Below are 15,098 nucleotides of genomic sequence, written 5' to 3'. Positions count from 1 at the left end.
AGACCCCGGCAGCCCATCTGCCGGGGTCTTTCTTTGCCCGGCGGTCATCACGGTTGATAACGTCACCGCAAGCGGCCGCCCTGGCCTCTGGTGGCGCGGCGGACACCCGCACATCTGTCACTGACCGGCGCCCCGGACGGGCCCGGCAGGATCACAGGATCAGGACAGACAAGGGACACCATGACCAAGAAGATCACCAGCACCGCGACACATCTTGCCCTAGCCGGGCTTGCCGGCGAACTCAGCTTCGAGGCTTATGCCTGGCTGATATCGCCTTCGCTCTTCGGCGTGCAGCTTGAACCGGCCAATCTGGTCATCGGCCTGACGCGGATGGCCAGCGGGGTGCAGGTGCCTTATGCGGCGGCCTTTGCCGTGCATGTGCTGATCGGAGTGTTCGGATTTGCTGCCACGGTCTGGGCGGTCAAGCGGCTCTCTGGCGTCGGCCATGCGGCCGCCGGTCTCGGCGCCGGGGTCCTGCTCTGGTTCGTGGCGCAGGGCATCCTCGCGCCGGCGATGGGGCGCAGCTTCATGATGGGGTTCGGCGCCTACACGCAATCGTCCTTTGTCGGTCACGTCGGCATGGCGCTGTTCATCGGGCTGGTCTGGCAATGGCTCGCCCGAGCCCGCAGCAACGTGCCCGAGACGGCCTGAACCGGAAAACGGCGCCTGCCCGGACAGGTCCGGCAGGCGCCCGCCCCGGCTAGAGCTTGCCGGCGAGGTGCAGGTCGAGATCCTCGAGCCGGTCCTGCCCCCAGAACCGCTGCTCGCCCACCACGTAGAAGGGCGAGCCGAAGACCCCGGCCTCGATTGCCGCCTCGAGGTTGGCGGCATAGGTCTCGGCACCGGTCAGCAGCCCGCTGTCGGCCAGCCCCGGATCAAAGCCCGCCTGTTCCAGAAGGTCGCGGATGACGTCATCCTGCGCGATATCGCGATCCTCGGCCCAGACCGCGCGGGGGAAGCTGTGCGCCAGCGCCCCCAGATCGCCGCCACCGGCATTCTGCGCCGCGATCAGCGCATAAGATGACGGCGCCATGTTGGTGGGAAAATGCGCCGGCTTGAGGTTGAGCGGCTTGCCCAACCGCTTGGCGCGGCGCTCCATGTCCTGCAAACGGTAGACCTGCCGATTGGGGTGGCGGTCCTTGGGCGGGGTGCCGCCGGTGCGGGCGAAACAGGCCATGATATCGAACGGCCGGTAGGTGATGCTGGCGCCATGGCGGGCGGCGATCGCCTCGAGCTCGGTGCCGGCGAGATAGGTGAAAGGCGAGATTGTCGCCAGATAGTAGTCAATTTGTGTCATGTCGCGCTGTCCCCTGACAGTTGGGTTTTGCGGACCGTAACCGCGTGCTAAGCGAAGTCAACGTCACGAATCCTTTACTTTTCTTGCCCGGGATCTCACTCACATGCCGCAGCTCGTCGAACCTAAACTCATGTCCGGCAACGCCAATTTGCCACTGGCCCGCTCGATCGCCCGCCGGATGTCGATGCATCGCGGCATCAATGTCGATCTGGTGAATGCCCGCGTCGAGCGGTTCAATGATCAGGAAGTTTACGTCGAAGTCTACGAAAACGTGCGCGGCGAAGACATGTTTATCATCCAGCCGACATCGAACCCGGCGAATGACAACCTGATGGAACTCCTGATCATGGCCGATGCGCTGAAGCGGTCGTCGGCGGCGCGGATCACCGCCGTGATCCCCTATTTCGGCTATGCCCGCCAGGACCGCCGGTCCAAGGCCCGCACCCCGATCAGTGCCAAGCTGGTGGCCAACATGATCGTCGAGGCCGGCATCGAGCGGGTTCTGACGATGGACCTGCACGCCGCCCAGATCCAGGGCTTCTTCGACATTCCCGTCGACAACCTCTATGCCAGCCCGGTCTTTGCGCTGGACATCAAGAACCAGTTCAAGGGCAAGCTCAACGACATCATGGTGGTCTCGCCCGACGTCGGCGGCGTGGCCCGCGCCCGGGAACTGGCCAAGCGGATCAACGCGCCGCTGTCGATTGTCGACAAGCGCCGCGAAAAGGCCGGCGAAGTGGCCGAAATGACGGTGATCGGCGACGTCAAAGGCAAGAAATGCATCATCGTCGATGACATCTGCGACACCGCCGGCACGCTGTGCAAGGCCGCCGAAGTGCTGATCGAGGCCGGTGCCACCGAGGTGCATTCCTATATCTCGCACGGCGTCCTGTCCGGCCCGGCGGTCGAGCGGATTTCGAAATCGGTGATGAAATCGCTGGTCATCACCGATTCCATCGAGGCCACCGAGGCGGTGAAAAAGACCAAGAACATCCGCATCGTCCCCACGGCCCCGGTGTTTGCCCAGGCGATCCTGAACATCTGGAACGGCACTTCGGTTTCGTCGCTGTTCGATCACGAGACGCTGGAGCCGATCTACGAAGGCATTCTCTGAGCCGGAACCGCGGGTCGTCGTTTCCTTTTCGCGCCGGGGCACTAAGCTTTCTGGCATGAGTGACGCGACACCCGCCTTTGCCCCCCTGCCCCGCGCCGATGCCGCCGATGGCAGCCCCCGCCGTGTCGGGGTCGAGATCGAGTTGGGCGGACTGTCCGAGGCGCGGGTGGCAAAGATCGCGCAACAGGCCTTTGGCGGCACGCTCGCCCGGGGCAGCGGCCCGTCCTGGAAACTGGAAGACAGCCCGGTCGGCGCGCTCGATATCTATCTCGACACCTCGCTGCGCAAATCCGAGAAAAGCGCGCTGCGCGACGCGGCGATGGCCCTGGGCCGCGATATCATCCCGGTCGAAATCGTCACCGAACCGCTCGATCTTGACGGGCTGGCCCGGCTCAACAGGCTTCTGCCGCACCTGCGCGATGGCGGCGCGCGCGGCAGCAGCGCCGGGCTGGTGCTGGGCTTTGGCGTGCATTTCAACGTTCAGATCGCCTCGGACAGCATGGAGGACATCCGCCGCCCGCTGACCGCCTATGCCCTGCTCGAAGACTGGCTGCGCGCCGCCATGCCGATCGACGACACCCGCCGCATCCTGCCGTTCACCGCGCCCTACCCCACGACCTTCGTGCGCGCGCTTCTGGCGCTCCCCGAGAACGCGCCGCTCGCCGAGCTGGTCGATCTCTATGTCCAACACAATCCGACCCGGAATCGCGGGCTCGACATGCTTCCGCTGTTCAAGCATCTCGCCCCCGACCACCTGGCCAGCGTCCAGACCGAAGCCACCTCGGCCCGGCCCACCTTTCATTTCCGGTTGCCCGATTGTCGCATCGACGAACCCGACTGGTCGCTGCTGACCGAATGGCAGCGCTGGCTGCTGGTCGAAAGGCTGGCCGAAGACCCGCGCCTGCTGGCCGCCATGGGTCGGGTCTGGCAGGCGGCGCACGGGCCGGTCACCCTGTCGCGCCGCACCTGGGCGCAGCGCTGCGGCGACCTGCTGATCGGCGCCGGTCTGGCCGAGGAGCCGATTGCATGAACCGACCGCTGATCGGAGTGACCACCTCGCGCCGCTCGGGATGGCGGATCTTTCCTCTGGTCGCGCTCAACGTGTGGCTGGCGGGCGGCCGGGCGACCCGTTGGGTGGCCGGCCGCGATGCCGATATCGACAGGGTCGACGGCATCATCATCGGCGGCGGCGACGATATCTCGCCCGACCTCTACGGCGGCCGGCTGGTCACGTCGGCCCGGCTCGACCCGGACCGCGACGCGCTGGAGCGACGGCTGGTCTGCGCGGCGTTCGAGCATGACAAACCGGTGCTCGGCATCTGCCGCGGCTCGCAAATGCTGAACGTGGCGCTTGGCGGTACGCTGCATCAGGACGCCTATGGCGTCTATACCGCCTCCAAACGGGTCTGGACCATCCTGCCGCGCAAGACGGTGAAAATCTGCGCCGAGACCCGGCTGGCCGGGGTCTCGGGCCTGAAACCGATGCAGATCAACGCCCTGCATTCGCAGGCGGTGGACACCCTGGGCGCAGGGCTGCAAGTGGCCGCCCGCGATCTCGGCGGCATGGTGCAGGCGGTCGAGCGCATCGCCGATCCCTTCGCGCTTGGCGTGCAATGGCACCCCGAACACCTGTTCTACGCCCGAAGGCAGCGGGCGATTTTTCGCGCCCTGGTCACCGCCGCCCGCGCGCGTCACGAGCATCGCGGCCAGATCGAGGACGTGCGGCGCGAGGTCGAGATGGTCACCGAGTAGCTTACCGGCTTCACCTTCGCTCGCACATTCGCTAGACCGAGCCGGACCCAATACGACAGCGGAAGAAGCCCCATGGCACTGGACAAGACATTCGACGCGAACTCCGCCGAAACGCGGATCTACGAGGCTTGGGAAAAGATCGGCGCCTTCCGCGCCGGGGCCAACGCCAAGGACGGCGCCTCGACCTATGCGATCATGATCCCGCCGCCGAATGTTACCGGCGTGCTGCACATGGGCCATGCCTTCAACAACACCTTGCAGGACATCCTGATCCGCTGGAAGCGCATGCAGGGCTATGACACGCTCTGGCAGCCCGGCACCGACCACGCCGGCATCGCCACGCAGATGGTGGTGGAACGCAAGCTCGCCGAGGAAGGCAAGCCGCCGCGCCGCGACTGGGACCGCGAGGATTTCACCGCCGAGATCTGGAAGTGGAAGAAGACCTCGGGCAACACCATCTTCCAGCAGTTGAAGCGCCTCGGCGCCTCCTGCGACTGGGACCGCGCGGCCTTTACCATGTCGGGCGCGCCGAATGCGCCCAAGGGCGAAGAGGGCAATTTCCACGACGCGGTGATCAAGGTCTTTGTCGACATGTACGACAAGGGGCTGATCTATCGAGGCAAGCGGCTGGTCAACTGGGATCCGCATTTCGAGACCGCGATCTCGGACCTCGAGGTCGAGAACATCGAGACCCCGGGCCACATGTGGCACTTCAAGTATCCGCTGGCCGGCGGCGAGACCTATGAATACGTCGAGAAGGACGAAGACGGCAACGTCACCCTGCGCGAGACCCGCGACTATATCTCGATCGCCACCACCCGGCCGGAAACCATGCTGGGTGACGGTGCGGTCGCGGTGCACCCGTCGGACGCGCGGTATGCGCCGATCGTCGGCAAGCTCTGCGAAATCCCCGTCGGGCCGAAAGAGCACCGCCGGCTGATCCCGATCATCACCGACGAATACCCCGATCCCGATTTCGGCTCGGGCGCGGTCAAGATCACCGGCGCGCATGATTTCAACGACTACCAGGTGGCGAAACGCGGGCATATCCCGATGTACCGCTTGATGGACACCCGGGGGCGGATGCGCGACGACGGCGACCCCTACGAGGAGGCGTCAGAGATTGCCATCGAGGTTGCCACCGGCGACCGCACGCTGAGCGAATCCGAGGCCGATGCCATCAACCTGGTGCCGGACGATCTGCGCGGGCTGGACCGGTTCGAGGCGCGCAAGCGGGTGGTGCAACAGATCACCGAGGAAGGCCTCGCGGTCATGGTCCCGGCCCCGCCGAACGAGGATGGCGAGACCTGTTTCGACGGCGGCATGATGCCCTATGTCGAGAACAAACCGATCATGCAGCCCTTCGGCGACCGCTCGAAAGTGGTGATCGAGCCGATGCTGACCGACCAATGGTTCGTTGACACCGCCAAGATCGTTGGCCCGGCGCTCGACGCGGTGCGCGATGGCACCGTCAGGATCCTGCCTGAAAGCGGCGAAAAGACCTATTTCAACTGGCTCGAGAACATCGAGCCCTGGTGCATCTCGCGCCAGCTCTGGTGGGGGCACCAGATCCCTGTCTGGCACACCCCGGGCCTCGGCGACAAATGGCGCTCTTTCTGCGCCGCCACCGAGGAAGAGGCGCTGGCGCAGATGCACGCGACCTTTGGCGACGACGCCGAATTCCTCCTGGTCGAGGACGAGAAAGCCGCCGTCGACCTGCTGGCCGAGACCATTCGCACCGATCCCGACCTGACCGGCGTCGACCAGCGCCACCGGCCGCAGGCGATCCCGGTGTTCCGCGACCCGGACGTGCTCGACACCTGGTTCTCGTCGGGCCTCTGGCCGATCGGCACCCTGGGCTGGCCCGAGGACACCGAGGCGCTGCGCAAATACTTCCCGACCTCGACGCTGATCACCGGCCAGGACATCATCTTCTTCTGGGTCGCCCGGATGATGATGATGCAGCTCGCCGTGGTGGATGAAATCCCCTTCGACACCGTCTACCTGCACGGCCTGGTGCGCGACGCCAAGGGCAAGAAGATGTCGAAGAGCACCGGCAACGTGGTCGATCCGCTGGACATCGTCGAGGAATATGGCGCCGATGCCCTGCGTTTCACCAATGCCGCCATGGCCTCGCTCGGCGGCGTGCTCAAGCTCGACATGCAAAGGATCGCCGGCTACCGCAACTTTGGCACCAAGCTCTGGAACGCCGCCCGCTTTGCCGAGATGAACGACGCCACCGGCTCGGACGGGGTGGTCCCTGAAGCTTCGGCCATGGTCAACAAGTGGATTATCGGCGAGACCGCCCGGGTCCGCGAGGTAGTGGATCAGGCGCTCGAAGACTTCCGCTTCAACGACGCCGCCCAGGCGCTTTATGCCTTTGTTTGGGGCAAGGTCTGCGACTGGTACGTCGAATTCTCCAAGCCGCTGCTGCTTGACGGGGACGACGCGACCAAGGCCGAGACGCAGAAGGTCATGGGCTGGGTCATCGACCAATGCCTGATCCTGCTGCATCCAATCATGCCCTTCATCACCGAAGAGCTCTGGGGCACCCTGGCCGAGCGGCAGAAGATGCTGGTACATGCCGACTGGCCGACCTATGGCAGCGGCCTTATCGACCCCGAGGCCGACCGCGAGATGAACTGGGTGATCGAGGTGATCGAGACCACCCGCTCGGTCCGCGCCCAGATGCATGTGCCGGCCGGCCTGCATGTGCCGATGCTGGTGACCGAGATGGACAACCTCGCCCGCGACGCCTGGGCGCGCAACGACACGCTGATCAAACGCCTGGCGCGGATCGACAGTCTGAGCGCCGTCGAAGGCTTCCCCAAGGGCTGCGCCACCCTGCCGGTCAGCGGCGCCACCTTTGGCCTGCCCCTGGCCGAGATCATCGATGTCGATGCTGAAAGGGCGCGGCTGGAAAAGACCCTCGGCAAGCTCGCCAAGGAGCTCGGCGGGCTGCGCGGCCGGCTGAACAACCCGAAATTCGCGCAGAGCGCGCCGGACGAGGTGGTCGAGGAAACCCGCGCCAACCTTGCCGCCCGCGAAGAGGAAGAAGCCAAGCTCAAGGATGCGCTCGCCCGGTTGAGCGAGCTCTGAGCGAGGAATTGCGAAACAGGGGGCGGACGGTCGCTCGCTCCCTGGCTTCGGGGCGGCATCGCGTCCCGCGCCAAACCGCCCCGGACCTGATCCTGGGCCTCACCGCCAGCTTGCCCGCCCTTTTCGCCCGTCAGCCCGTCAATTGCACGTCGATGGTGGCGTCGAGCGAGCTGGCCAGCGACAGGAAGCGCGCCTCCGCCACTTCGCCGTAGAGCGGCCAGGCACCCTCGGACAGCCGCAGGCTCAGCACCCGTTTCTTGGGCCGCCAGCCCAGCTCGCCGATGTGGCCGCCCTCCGACATCCAGAGCATCGCCCCGAACCGCATCGCCTTGCCGAGAATCTCGGCCTCGCGCTGCTCTTTCTCCTCGAGAATGGGAAACAGATCCTCGAACCGGGTGCCGGAACGCTTGTTCTTGTAACGGTGCAGCAGCGCCAGCCCCAGGAACACCCGTTCCCAGTGGCTGAGCCCGCCCAGGTTGGCGCGGGTGGCATTGTCGAAACAGGTCTCGGCGCGATAGTCGGGATGCGCCCGCCAGCTCACGTCATGCAACAGGCAGGCAGCCTGCACCAGCCGCAGCTTGGCCGGTTTGGCATTGGCAAAGAGCGGCAGGATGAATTCATAGAGATCGCGGCCAAAGCCCGGCAGCCGCGCATCCTTGGCCTCGGCAAAGAGACACGCCTCGATCAGCGGATCGCGGTCGCGCAGCTGCTGCGGCATCTGCTCATAAAGCAGCCCCTCGCGGATGCCATAGCTCGACACCGCGATATCCTTGGGGCGGAAGGTCTGCACCAGCCGTTTCAGCACCTCGACCGCATAGGGCACCAGCGCCATCCGCGACGACGAAAGGCCGCAAAGGCTGCGCAGTTCCTCCAGATCCCAGCCGGCGATGTATTTCGCCGTCTCGCGTACCGCGCTGGTGGTCATGCGGTATTCGTGCTGCACATGCAGCGGATAGCCGCGCCGCTCCATGTCGATCCGGGCAATCGCGCGCCACGAGCCGCCGACAAGGAACAGCCGGTTCGACTGCGGCCCCATGCGGGTGTGCAGGTCTTCCATCACCGACTTGATCTGCGCCTTGCGGCCCTTGGCACCGCCCTTGACGTCGCGCAGCTTCAGCGGCCCGAGCGGCGATGTCACCCGCTTGCCGACAACGCCATCGTTGATCTCGGCCAGTTCCATCGACGAGCCGCCGATATCGCAGACCAGCCCGTAAGAGCCCGGCCAGCCCAGCAGCACCCCCTGCGCCGACAGCCGCGCCTCTTCCTCGCCGTCGATGACATGGATTTTCAGCCCGGTTTCGCGCAGCACCTGGTCGCAGAAATCCGGCCCGTCCTGCGCATCGCGCACCGCGGCGGTGGCGACGGCGGTCAGCGGCGGCAGATCCATGCCGCGGGCGAGATACTGGAACCGGCGCAGAGCCGAAAGCGCCCGACGGCGGCCTTCGGGGTTCAGCGCCCCCGATTCCGCCATGCCGGCGCCCAGCCCGCACATGATCTTTTCGTTGTAGAAATACGCCGGTGAACGCGCGGCGCCGTCAAACACCACCAACCGGACCGAGTTCGACCCGATATCGACCACCCCGACGCGCGCCAGGCGGCGGGCGCTGGGATCGTCGAACAGGGCGCGGCCGAAAGGCCCGTGATCCTGACCGGAACCTTCGCGTGATACGTCCATGATATTCCCCGGCGTTTTCCCCATATGGCCCAGCATGCGGGCTGCGGTCAACGCCGGGGCGGGGTTTTCTCTGTCGCTCGGCCGGTCAGAAACCCGGTCAGAAAACCTGACGCCGCGGCAACCGGAACGCTGCGCCTGCCGGGTGTCGATCCGGGCGTCTGCGGCGGTGCTCCGGGGGCCGGCGGAGGGCCCGCCGCCGGGGTCGCGGGCACCGGCCCGGGCCGCCGGCGCGGGCGGCGACGGCGCATCGCCACGAAGATCGCCAGCAGGATCACCAGCGCCAGCACCAGCGAGATCCCGGCCACGACCAAGGCCGCGCCGGGGCCACCGAGGCTCGGCTCAAGCGCCAGAAAGAGACCGATGCAGGCAAAGGTCAGGGTGATCCCGAGAAATGCCACCACCAGCAACCCGGCCGCCAGCCCCAGGGCAGCTTGCCGGATGATCCTGCGGGACTTGAGCGCCAGGAACTCCGTCACCAGATGCATCAACCCGCCCCCGAGGCTCATTTCCGCCCCAGAAGCCCCGACAGGATGACCCCGGCTGCAAAGGCCAGTCCGACCGTCGCCAGCGGGTTGGAGCGGATGTGCTCTTCGGTCATCTGCCGCATCCGCGCGCCTTCATTGCGAGCCTGATCATAGAGCGCCCGCGCCTCGGCCGAGAGATGCTCGATCTCGGTGCCGGCGCGGTCGACGCCGGATTGCACCTGCTCGCGCACGGTGCCGCCCGCCATGGTGGCGAGAGTTTCGATGTCGCGGCGCGCGACTTCGAGTTGCTGTTCGAGTTCTTCCTTGGTGGCCATGTCTTTCTCCGCTGCAAAAGTGCGGCACCGTGATTGGCACCGCCCCTGTGATCCTGTGGTTCGGGGTGGGCCCGGCTGGCCGTCCCCTAGCTGAGCTTTGCATCGGCCCCGTGCCCCGAAAGGCAGGCAGCGCCGGCGCCAGGATAACCGCCCAGACACACGCCGGGTTCCCCGGCGATCAGACCTCGTCACGCCTGACCGCGCATATCCGCGCCACTCGGGGCAGTCATCTCCTTGCTGCGGAGGTAGGCCGGCGCCCGAACCGGTCAAGGCGGGCCAGCCCGGCGCCTGCGGTTTTGCAGAACAGGCAGGGGCCTCTTGGTTGTCGGCCGGCGGCAAGGCCCGGGCCAGACAGGAGTTTTCGCTTTTAGCGGGAAATGATTTCTAGGGTGACGCCGCAGAGATGCACCTGATAGCTTGCAGGAATCGCAGTGCTACAAGGAGCCTTGCAATGGCATTTTTCGATCCACTATTCAATTTGATCAATGACTTGACCTGGGGCTGGGCTCTGGTTCCCATTCTGGTGGTCTTTGGCGGATTTTTCACCATCGCCAGCGGTTTTATCCAGTTCCGCTTCTTCCGCCGGATGTTCGGCGTTCTGACCGGCGACGACGAATCTTCCGATCCCTCCAAGATCAGCGCACGTGAGGCGCTTTTCGTTTCGGTCGGCGGCCGGGTCGGCGGCGGCAATATCGCCGGCGTCGCCGTGGCGATCTCGCTCGGGGGGCCGGGCGCGGTGTTCTGGATGTGGATGATCGCACTGGTCGGCATGTGCACCTCGCTGATCGAATCCTCGCTCGCCCAGCTTTACAAACGCACAACGCCCGAGGGCAATTACCGTGGCGGTCCGGCGCGCACTATCCTGTATGGCCTGGGCGTGCAATACCGCTGGCTGGCGGTGGTTTATGCGGTCTGCCTGATTGCCTCTTTCGCCTTTGGCTTCAACGCGTTCCAGGGCAACACCGTGGCTGGCGCTGCGCTCGACAGCATGGAAATTCCGCGGATGTACACCGGCATCGCGCTGGCCATCTTCACCGGCTTCATCATCTATGGCGGCATTCACCGCATCGCCAAGGCCGCCGACGTGATCATCCCGATCATGGCATTGAGCTATATCGCCATGGCGCTGATCGTCATCGTGCTCAACATCACCAGCCTGCCGGCGGTGATCTGGGACATCGTCGCCAATGCGCTCGGCTTCCGCGAGGCGGTGGCGGGCGGCATGGGCGCCGCGCTGGCCCAGGGTTTGCGGCGCGGGCTGTTCTCGAACGAGGCCGGCCTGGGCTCGGCCCCGAACGTGGCGGCCACGGCCTATGTCAAGCACCCGGTGAGCCAGGGCATCGTACAGAGCCTGTCGGTCTTTATCGACACGATGATCATCTGCTCCTGCACCGCCTTCGTGATCCTGCTCAGCGATGTCTATCAGCCCGGCGCGGAAAGCGTTGACGGCGTGGCGCTGACCCAGCAGTCGCTGGTCGATCATGTGGGCGCCTGGTCGCAGTATTTCCTGACCTTCGCGATCCTGCTCTTTGCCTTTTCGTCGATCATGTACAATTACTACCTCGGCGAAAACGCCCTGACCTTCATGACCGGCAATCCGATGGCGGTGCATGTGCTGCGGGCGGCGATCGTGGCCATCGTCTTTCTCGGCGCGGTGGCGCCCGGGGCGACGGCGGTCTTTGCCTTCTCGGATCCGATGATGGGCATTCTGGCGGTGGTCAACCTGATGGCGCTGATGATGCTGTTTCCGGTGGCGCTGCGGATTATCACCGATTTCCGCGACCAGTTGAAACAGGGCATCGTCAAGCCGGTCTTCGACCCGGCGAAGTTCCCCGATCTCGACACCGATCCGAGCGCCTGGCCGGACGCCCCCGCCGCGCAGGCGGCGCCGGCCGGCTCCCGGCCCGCCCCGGCGGAATAACCCGATGCGATCCGGGCCGGCGCGGGCGGACCTGCGCCGGCCTTTTCATACCTGCCATGCGGTGACCGCATGACACCGCATGACAAATTTGACAAATCGCTCCCGGCTTCGGACAAGTCCCCTGTCTTTCCAAAAACCGCGAGACCGACATGACCGCCTCCGAGACCGCGCCCGCCACCTCCCCCATCGGCAGCTTCGAGAAATGGCTCTCTCTCTGGGTCGCGCTGGCGCTTGGCGCGGGGCTGGCGCTGGGCAGCCTTGTGCCCGGCCTGTTCCAGCTTCTGGCGGCGGCCGAGGTTGCGCGGGTCAATCTGGTGATCGCGGTGCTGATCTGGGCGATGGTCTATCCGATGATGGTCGGCGTCGATTTCGGCGCCCTGGGCCAGATCGGCGACCGGCCCAAGGGGCTGGTGGTGACGCTGGTGGTGAACTGGCTGATCAAGCCCTTCACCATGGCCGGGCTTGGCGTGCTGTTCTTTCACTATGTCTTTGCCGGGCTGATCCCGCCCGAGGATGCCCAGGCCTATCTTGCCGGGGTGATCCTTCTGGGGGCGGCGCCCTGTACCGCGATGGTCTTTGTCTGGTCGGAACTCACCCGGGGCGATCCGACCTATACGCTGGTGCAGGTGAGCCTGAACGACGTGGTGATGATCTTTGCCTATGCCCCGATCGTCGCCGTGCTGCTGGGCGTCACCGACATCCCGGTGCCCTGGGAGACGCTGCTGCTGTCGGTCGGGCTTTACGTGGTGATCCCGCTGGCGGCCGGCATGCTGACCCGGCAGGCCCTGGTACGGCGCGGCGGCGAGGCGGCGGTCGAGGCGTTCAAGGCACGGGTCAAGCCGGGATCGGTGATCGGGCTGCTTCTGACGGTGGTGCTGCTCTTTGGCTTTCAGGGCCACGTCATCCTCGACCGGCCGCTGGTGATCGCGATGATCGCGGTGCCGCTGCTGATCCAGACCTACGGCATCTTTGTCATTGCTTATGGCGCGGCGATTGCCTGGAAGCTGCCGTTCAACGTCGCCGCGCCCTGCGCGATGATCGCCACCTCGAATTTCTTCGAGCTTTCGGTGGCGGTGGCGATCAGCCTGTTTGGCCTTGGTTCCGGCGCGGCGCTGGCGACGGTGGTCGGCGTGCTGGTGGAAGTGCCGGTGATGCTGTCGCTGGTGGCCGTGGCGAACCGGACGCGGCACTGGTTTCCGGGGTAGGCGGAGCGGAAAAGCTGCCGTACGCCCTCAGTCCTCGGTATGGGTCAGCACCGGCACATCCGACGCCCCGGCGGAACCGCGACCGGAAAGCGACGGGTTTTCCATGAAGAACCGGTGGCAATTGAAGGCAAATTCGCCCTCCGACAGAACCGGGCGGTGAAACGTCCCGTCCGGTCGCATCACCCAGCTCTGCGCCACGTCCGCGAGGTTGGCGGCCATGATCTGTTCGGTGATCTGCGCCTTGACGGTGGGGTTCTTCGCTTCCACCAGCGTCTCGATCCGACGGTTGAGATTGCGGCCCATCCAGTCGGCCGAAGACAGGAACACGCGGCTTTTCTCGGACGGCAGCCCGCCGCCATTGCCGAAACAGACAATGCGTGAATGCTCGAGGAACCGGCCGACGATGCTCTTGACCCTAATGTTCTCGCTCAGACCGGCCACCCCGGGCTTCAGCCCGCAGATCCCCCGGATCACAAGGCTGATCTTCACACCCGCCTGGCTGGCGGCATAAAGCGCGTCGATGATATCGGGCTCGATCACCGAATTCATCTTGGCCCAGATCGCCGCCGGCTTGCCCTGACGCGCATGCGCCGCCTCGGCCTCGATCATCGCCAGCAGGTCGGTCTTCATGTCATGCGGCGAGATCGAGATGTTGCGCAGGTCGAGCGGCCTTGCGTAGCCCGAAACGTAATTGAACACCTTGGTGGCATCGAGGCCAAGATCGGTGTCGCAGGTGAAGAAGCTGAGATCGGTGTAGATGCGGGCGGTGATCGGGTGGTAATTGCCGGTGCCGTAATGGGTATAGGTCACCAGATCCTTGCCCTCGCGCCGCACCACGGTGGAGATCTTGGCGTGGGTCTTCCATTCGAGAAAGCCATAGACCACATGCGCGCCCGACCGTTCCAGCCGCCGCGACTGGCGGATATTGGCGGCCTCGTCAAAGCGCGCCTTGAGTTCGACCAGCGCGGTGACCGATTTGCCGTCCTCGGCGGCCTCGCAGAGCGCCCCGACGATGGGCGAATTCTTCGAGGTGCGATAGAGCGTCTGCTTGATCGCCACGACGTCGGGATCGCGCGCCGCCTGTTGCAGAAAGCGCACCACCATGTCGAAGGTCTCGTAGGGATGATGCAGCAGCATGTCCTTCCGGCGGATCGCGGCGAACATGTCGCCATCGTGGTCCTGCACCCGTTCCGGCACGCGGGGCGTGAACGATGGCCAGAGCAGGTCCGGCCGGCTGTCGAGCACCAGCTCGCGCAGGTCGGCGACCCCCAACATACCGTCGAGCTCGATGATCTCGTCGTCATGCACATGCAGCTCGCGTTTGACCACATCGAGCAGCCGTTGCGGCGCCCCGCGCGACACGGTGAGCCGCACCACCTCGCCGCGACGGCGGCGCTTCAGCGCCACCTCGAATTCGCGCACCAGGTCTTCGGCCTCGTCCTCGACCTCGAGATCGCTGTCGCGCAGCACCCGGAAGAGGAAATGCGCCTTGAGCCGGTAACCGGGAAACAGGCTCTCGGTGTGCAGCAGCAGAAGCTGCTCCAGCGGCAGGAAGCGGTGTGTGCCATCGGGTGACGGCAGGCTGACAAACCGATCGGTCTGATGCGGGATCGGCAGCAGCGCCTTGAGCACCCGGCCATCGGAAACCCGCTCCAACTCGAGCGCGAGGCTGTAGCCGGTGTTGGGAATGAAGGGAAAGGGATGCGCCGGATCGATCGCCAGCGGCGACAGGATCGGAAAGACCTGCCGCAGGAACACGGTATCAAGGTGCTGCTTGTCGGAGAACTTGAGATCGACACGGTCGACGATCTCGATCCCCTGACCCTCCATTTCGCGGCGCAGCGCGGCCCAGGTCTCCTGTTGCGACGCCATCAGCCGGCGGGCATCCTCGCGGATCTGCACCAGCTGCTGTGCCGGGGTCAGCCCGTCATGCGAGGGCGCGGTATGGCCCTCCTTTTCAAGTTCCCGCAGGCCTGCGACCCGAACGGTGAAGAATTCATCGAGATTGGCAGCCGAGATCGACAGGAAGCGCAGCCGCTCCAGCAGCGGCACGCGCGGATTGCCGGCCTCTTCCAGCACGCGCCAGTTGAAGCCCAGCCAGCTCATCTCGCGGTTGACGAAACGGCCCGGCCCATCAAGGGCGTCTTCGGTCAGGGCCATGGACTCGGGAAAATCGGAATTGAGAAAATCGGCTTGTGTCATGGCGGGATCATCGGGCAGATCACGCGGCGCTTCC

At 65.4% G+C, this 15,098-nt stretch carries 12 protein-coding genes; 7 read left to right on the top strand and 5 right to left on the bottom strand.

What is annotated here, in order from left to right; all coding sequences use genetic code 11:
• Positions 1 to 180 precede the first annotated feature (180 nt).
• Entirely contained in the window at positions 181 to 651 is a 471-nt protein-coding gene (locus tag AC0J5K_RS01720; protein WP_274565831.1) for a hypothetical protein, read from the top strand.
• Positions 652 to 700: 49 nt separating this feature from the next.
• Here the strand turns inward: AC0J5K_RS01720 and AC0J5K_RS01715 are convergent, their stop codons facing one another.
• Positions 701 to 1,297, bottom strand: coding sequence for a 2-hydroxychromene-2-carboxylate isomerase (locus AC0J5K_RS01715; protein WP_074836964.1), 597 nt, complete (start codon positions 1,295 to 1,297; stop codon positions 701 to 703).
• Between the two features lie 103 nt (positions 1,298 to 1,400).
• Here AC0J5K_RS01715 and AC0J5K_RS01710 point away from each other — a divergent pair, with 103 nt between their 5' ends.
• The 4 genes from AC0J5K_RS01710 (at position 1,401) to AC0J5K_RS01695 (ending at position 7,262) form a co-directional block, all read left to right on the top strand.
• A complete protein-coding gene (locus AC0J5K_RS01710; RefSeq protein WP_048529401.1) occupies positions 1,401 to 2,411 on the top strand; it encodes a ribose-phosphate pyrophosphokinase in 1,011 nt (336 codons plus the stop codon).
• 55 nt (positions 2,412 to 2,466) lie between these two features.
• Positions 2,467 to 3,441, top strand: a complete 975-nt coding sequence (locus AC0J5K_RS01705) for an amidoligase family protein (RefSeq protein ID WP_274565832.1) — start codon at positions 2,467 to 2,469, stop codon at positions 3,439 to 3,441.
• Complete coding sequence (locus AC0J5K_RS01700) at positions 3,438 to 4,163, top strand: gamma-glutamyl-gamma-aminobutyrate hydrolase family protein (RefSeq protein ID WP_274565833.1); 726 nt, start codon at positions 3,438 to 3,440, stop codon at positions 4,161 to 4,163. Before AC0J5K_RS01705 ends, AC0J5K_RS01700 begins: the two co-directional genes overlap by 4 nt.
• 72 nt (positions 4,164 to 4,235) lie before the next feature.
• Entirely contained in the window at positions 4,236 to 7,262 is a 3,027-nt protein-coding gene (locus AC0J5K_RS01695) for a valine--tRNA ligase (protein WP_274565834.1), read from the top strand.
• A 130-nt stretch (positions 7,263 to 7,392) separates the two neighbouring features.
• Here the strand turns inward: AC0J5K_RS01695 and AC0J5K_RS01690 are convergent, their stop codons facing one another.
• Genes AC0J5K_RS01690 through AC0J5K_RS01680 form a run of 3 tightly spaced genes read right to left on the bottom strand, consistent with a single transcriptional unit; the run spans position 7,393 to position 9,736 of the window.
• Positions 7,393 to 8,937 carry a Ppx/GppA family phosphatase gene (locus tag AC0J5K_RS01690; protein ID WP_074837032.1) on the bottom strand — a complete coding sequence of 515 codons (1,545 nt, stop codon included), beginning with the start codon at positions 8,935 to 8,937 and terminating at the stop codon, positions 7,393 to 7,395.
• 47 nt (positions 8,938 to 8,984) lie between these two features.
• A complete protein-coding gene (locus AC0J5K_RS01685; protein ID WP_274565835.1) occupies positions 8,985 to 9,422 on the bottom strand; it encodes a hypothetical protein in 438 nt (145 codons plus the stop codon).
• Between the two features lie 17 nt (positions 9,423 to 9,439).
• Positions 9,440 to 9,736: an ElaB/YgaM/YqjD family protein gene (locus tag AC0J5K_RS01680; protein ID WP_048529388.1), complete on the bottom strand. Its 297-nt coding sequence runs from the start codon at positions 9,734 to 9,736 to the stop codon at positions 9,440 to 9,442.
• Positions 9,737 to 10,187: 451 nt separating this feature from the next.
• Between AC0J5K_RS01680 and AC0J5K_RS01675 the strand changes: the two genes are divergently transcribed.
• Positions 10,188 to 11,657, top strand: coding sequence for an alanine/glycine:cation symporter family protein (locus AC0J5K_RS01675; protein WP_274565836.1), 1,470 nt, complete (start codon positions 10,188 to 10,190; stop codon positions 11,655 to 11,657).
• A gap of 149 nt (positions 11,658 to 11,806) precedes the next feature.
• Positions 11,807 to 12,862: an ACR3 family arsenite efflux transporter gene (gene arsB, locus AC0J5K_RS01670; RefSeq protein ID WP_048529385.1), complete on the top strand. Its 1,056-nt coding sequence runs from the start codon at positions 11,807 to 11,809 to the stop codon at positions 12,860 to 12,862.
• A 27-nt stretch (positions 12,863 to 12,889) separates the two neighbouring features.
• Here arsB and AC0J5K_RS01665 read toward each other — a convergent pair whose 3' ends face one another.
• Positions 12,890 to 15,064, bottom strand: a complete 2,175-nt coding sequence (locus AC0J5K_RS01665; RefSeq protein WP_274565837.1) for an RNA degradosome polyphosphate kinase — start codon at positions 15,062 to 15,064, stop codon at positions 12,890 to 12,892.
• Between the last annotated feature and the right edge of the window lie 34 nt (positions 15,065 to 15,098).

It is taken from the genome of Marinovum sp. E3 (genome assembly GCF_055755275.1).
This window is presented reverse-complemented; position numbering and strand designations above follow the sequence as displayed.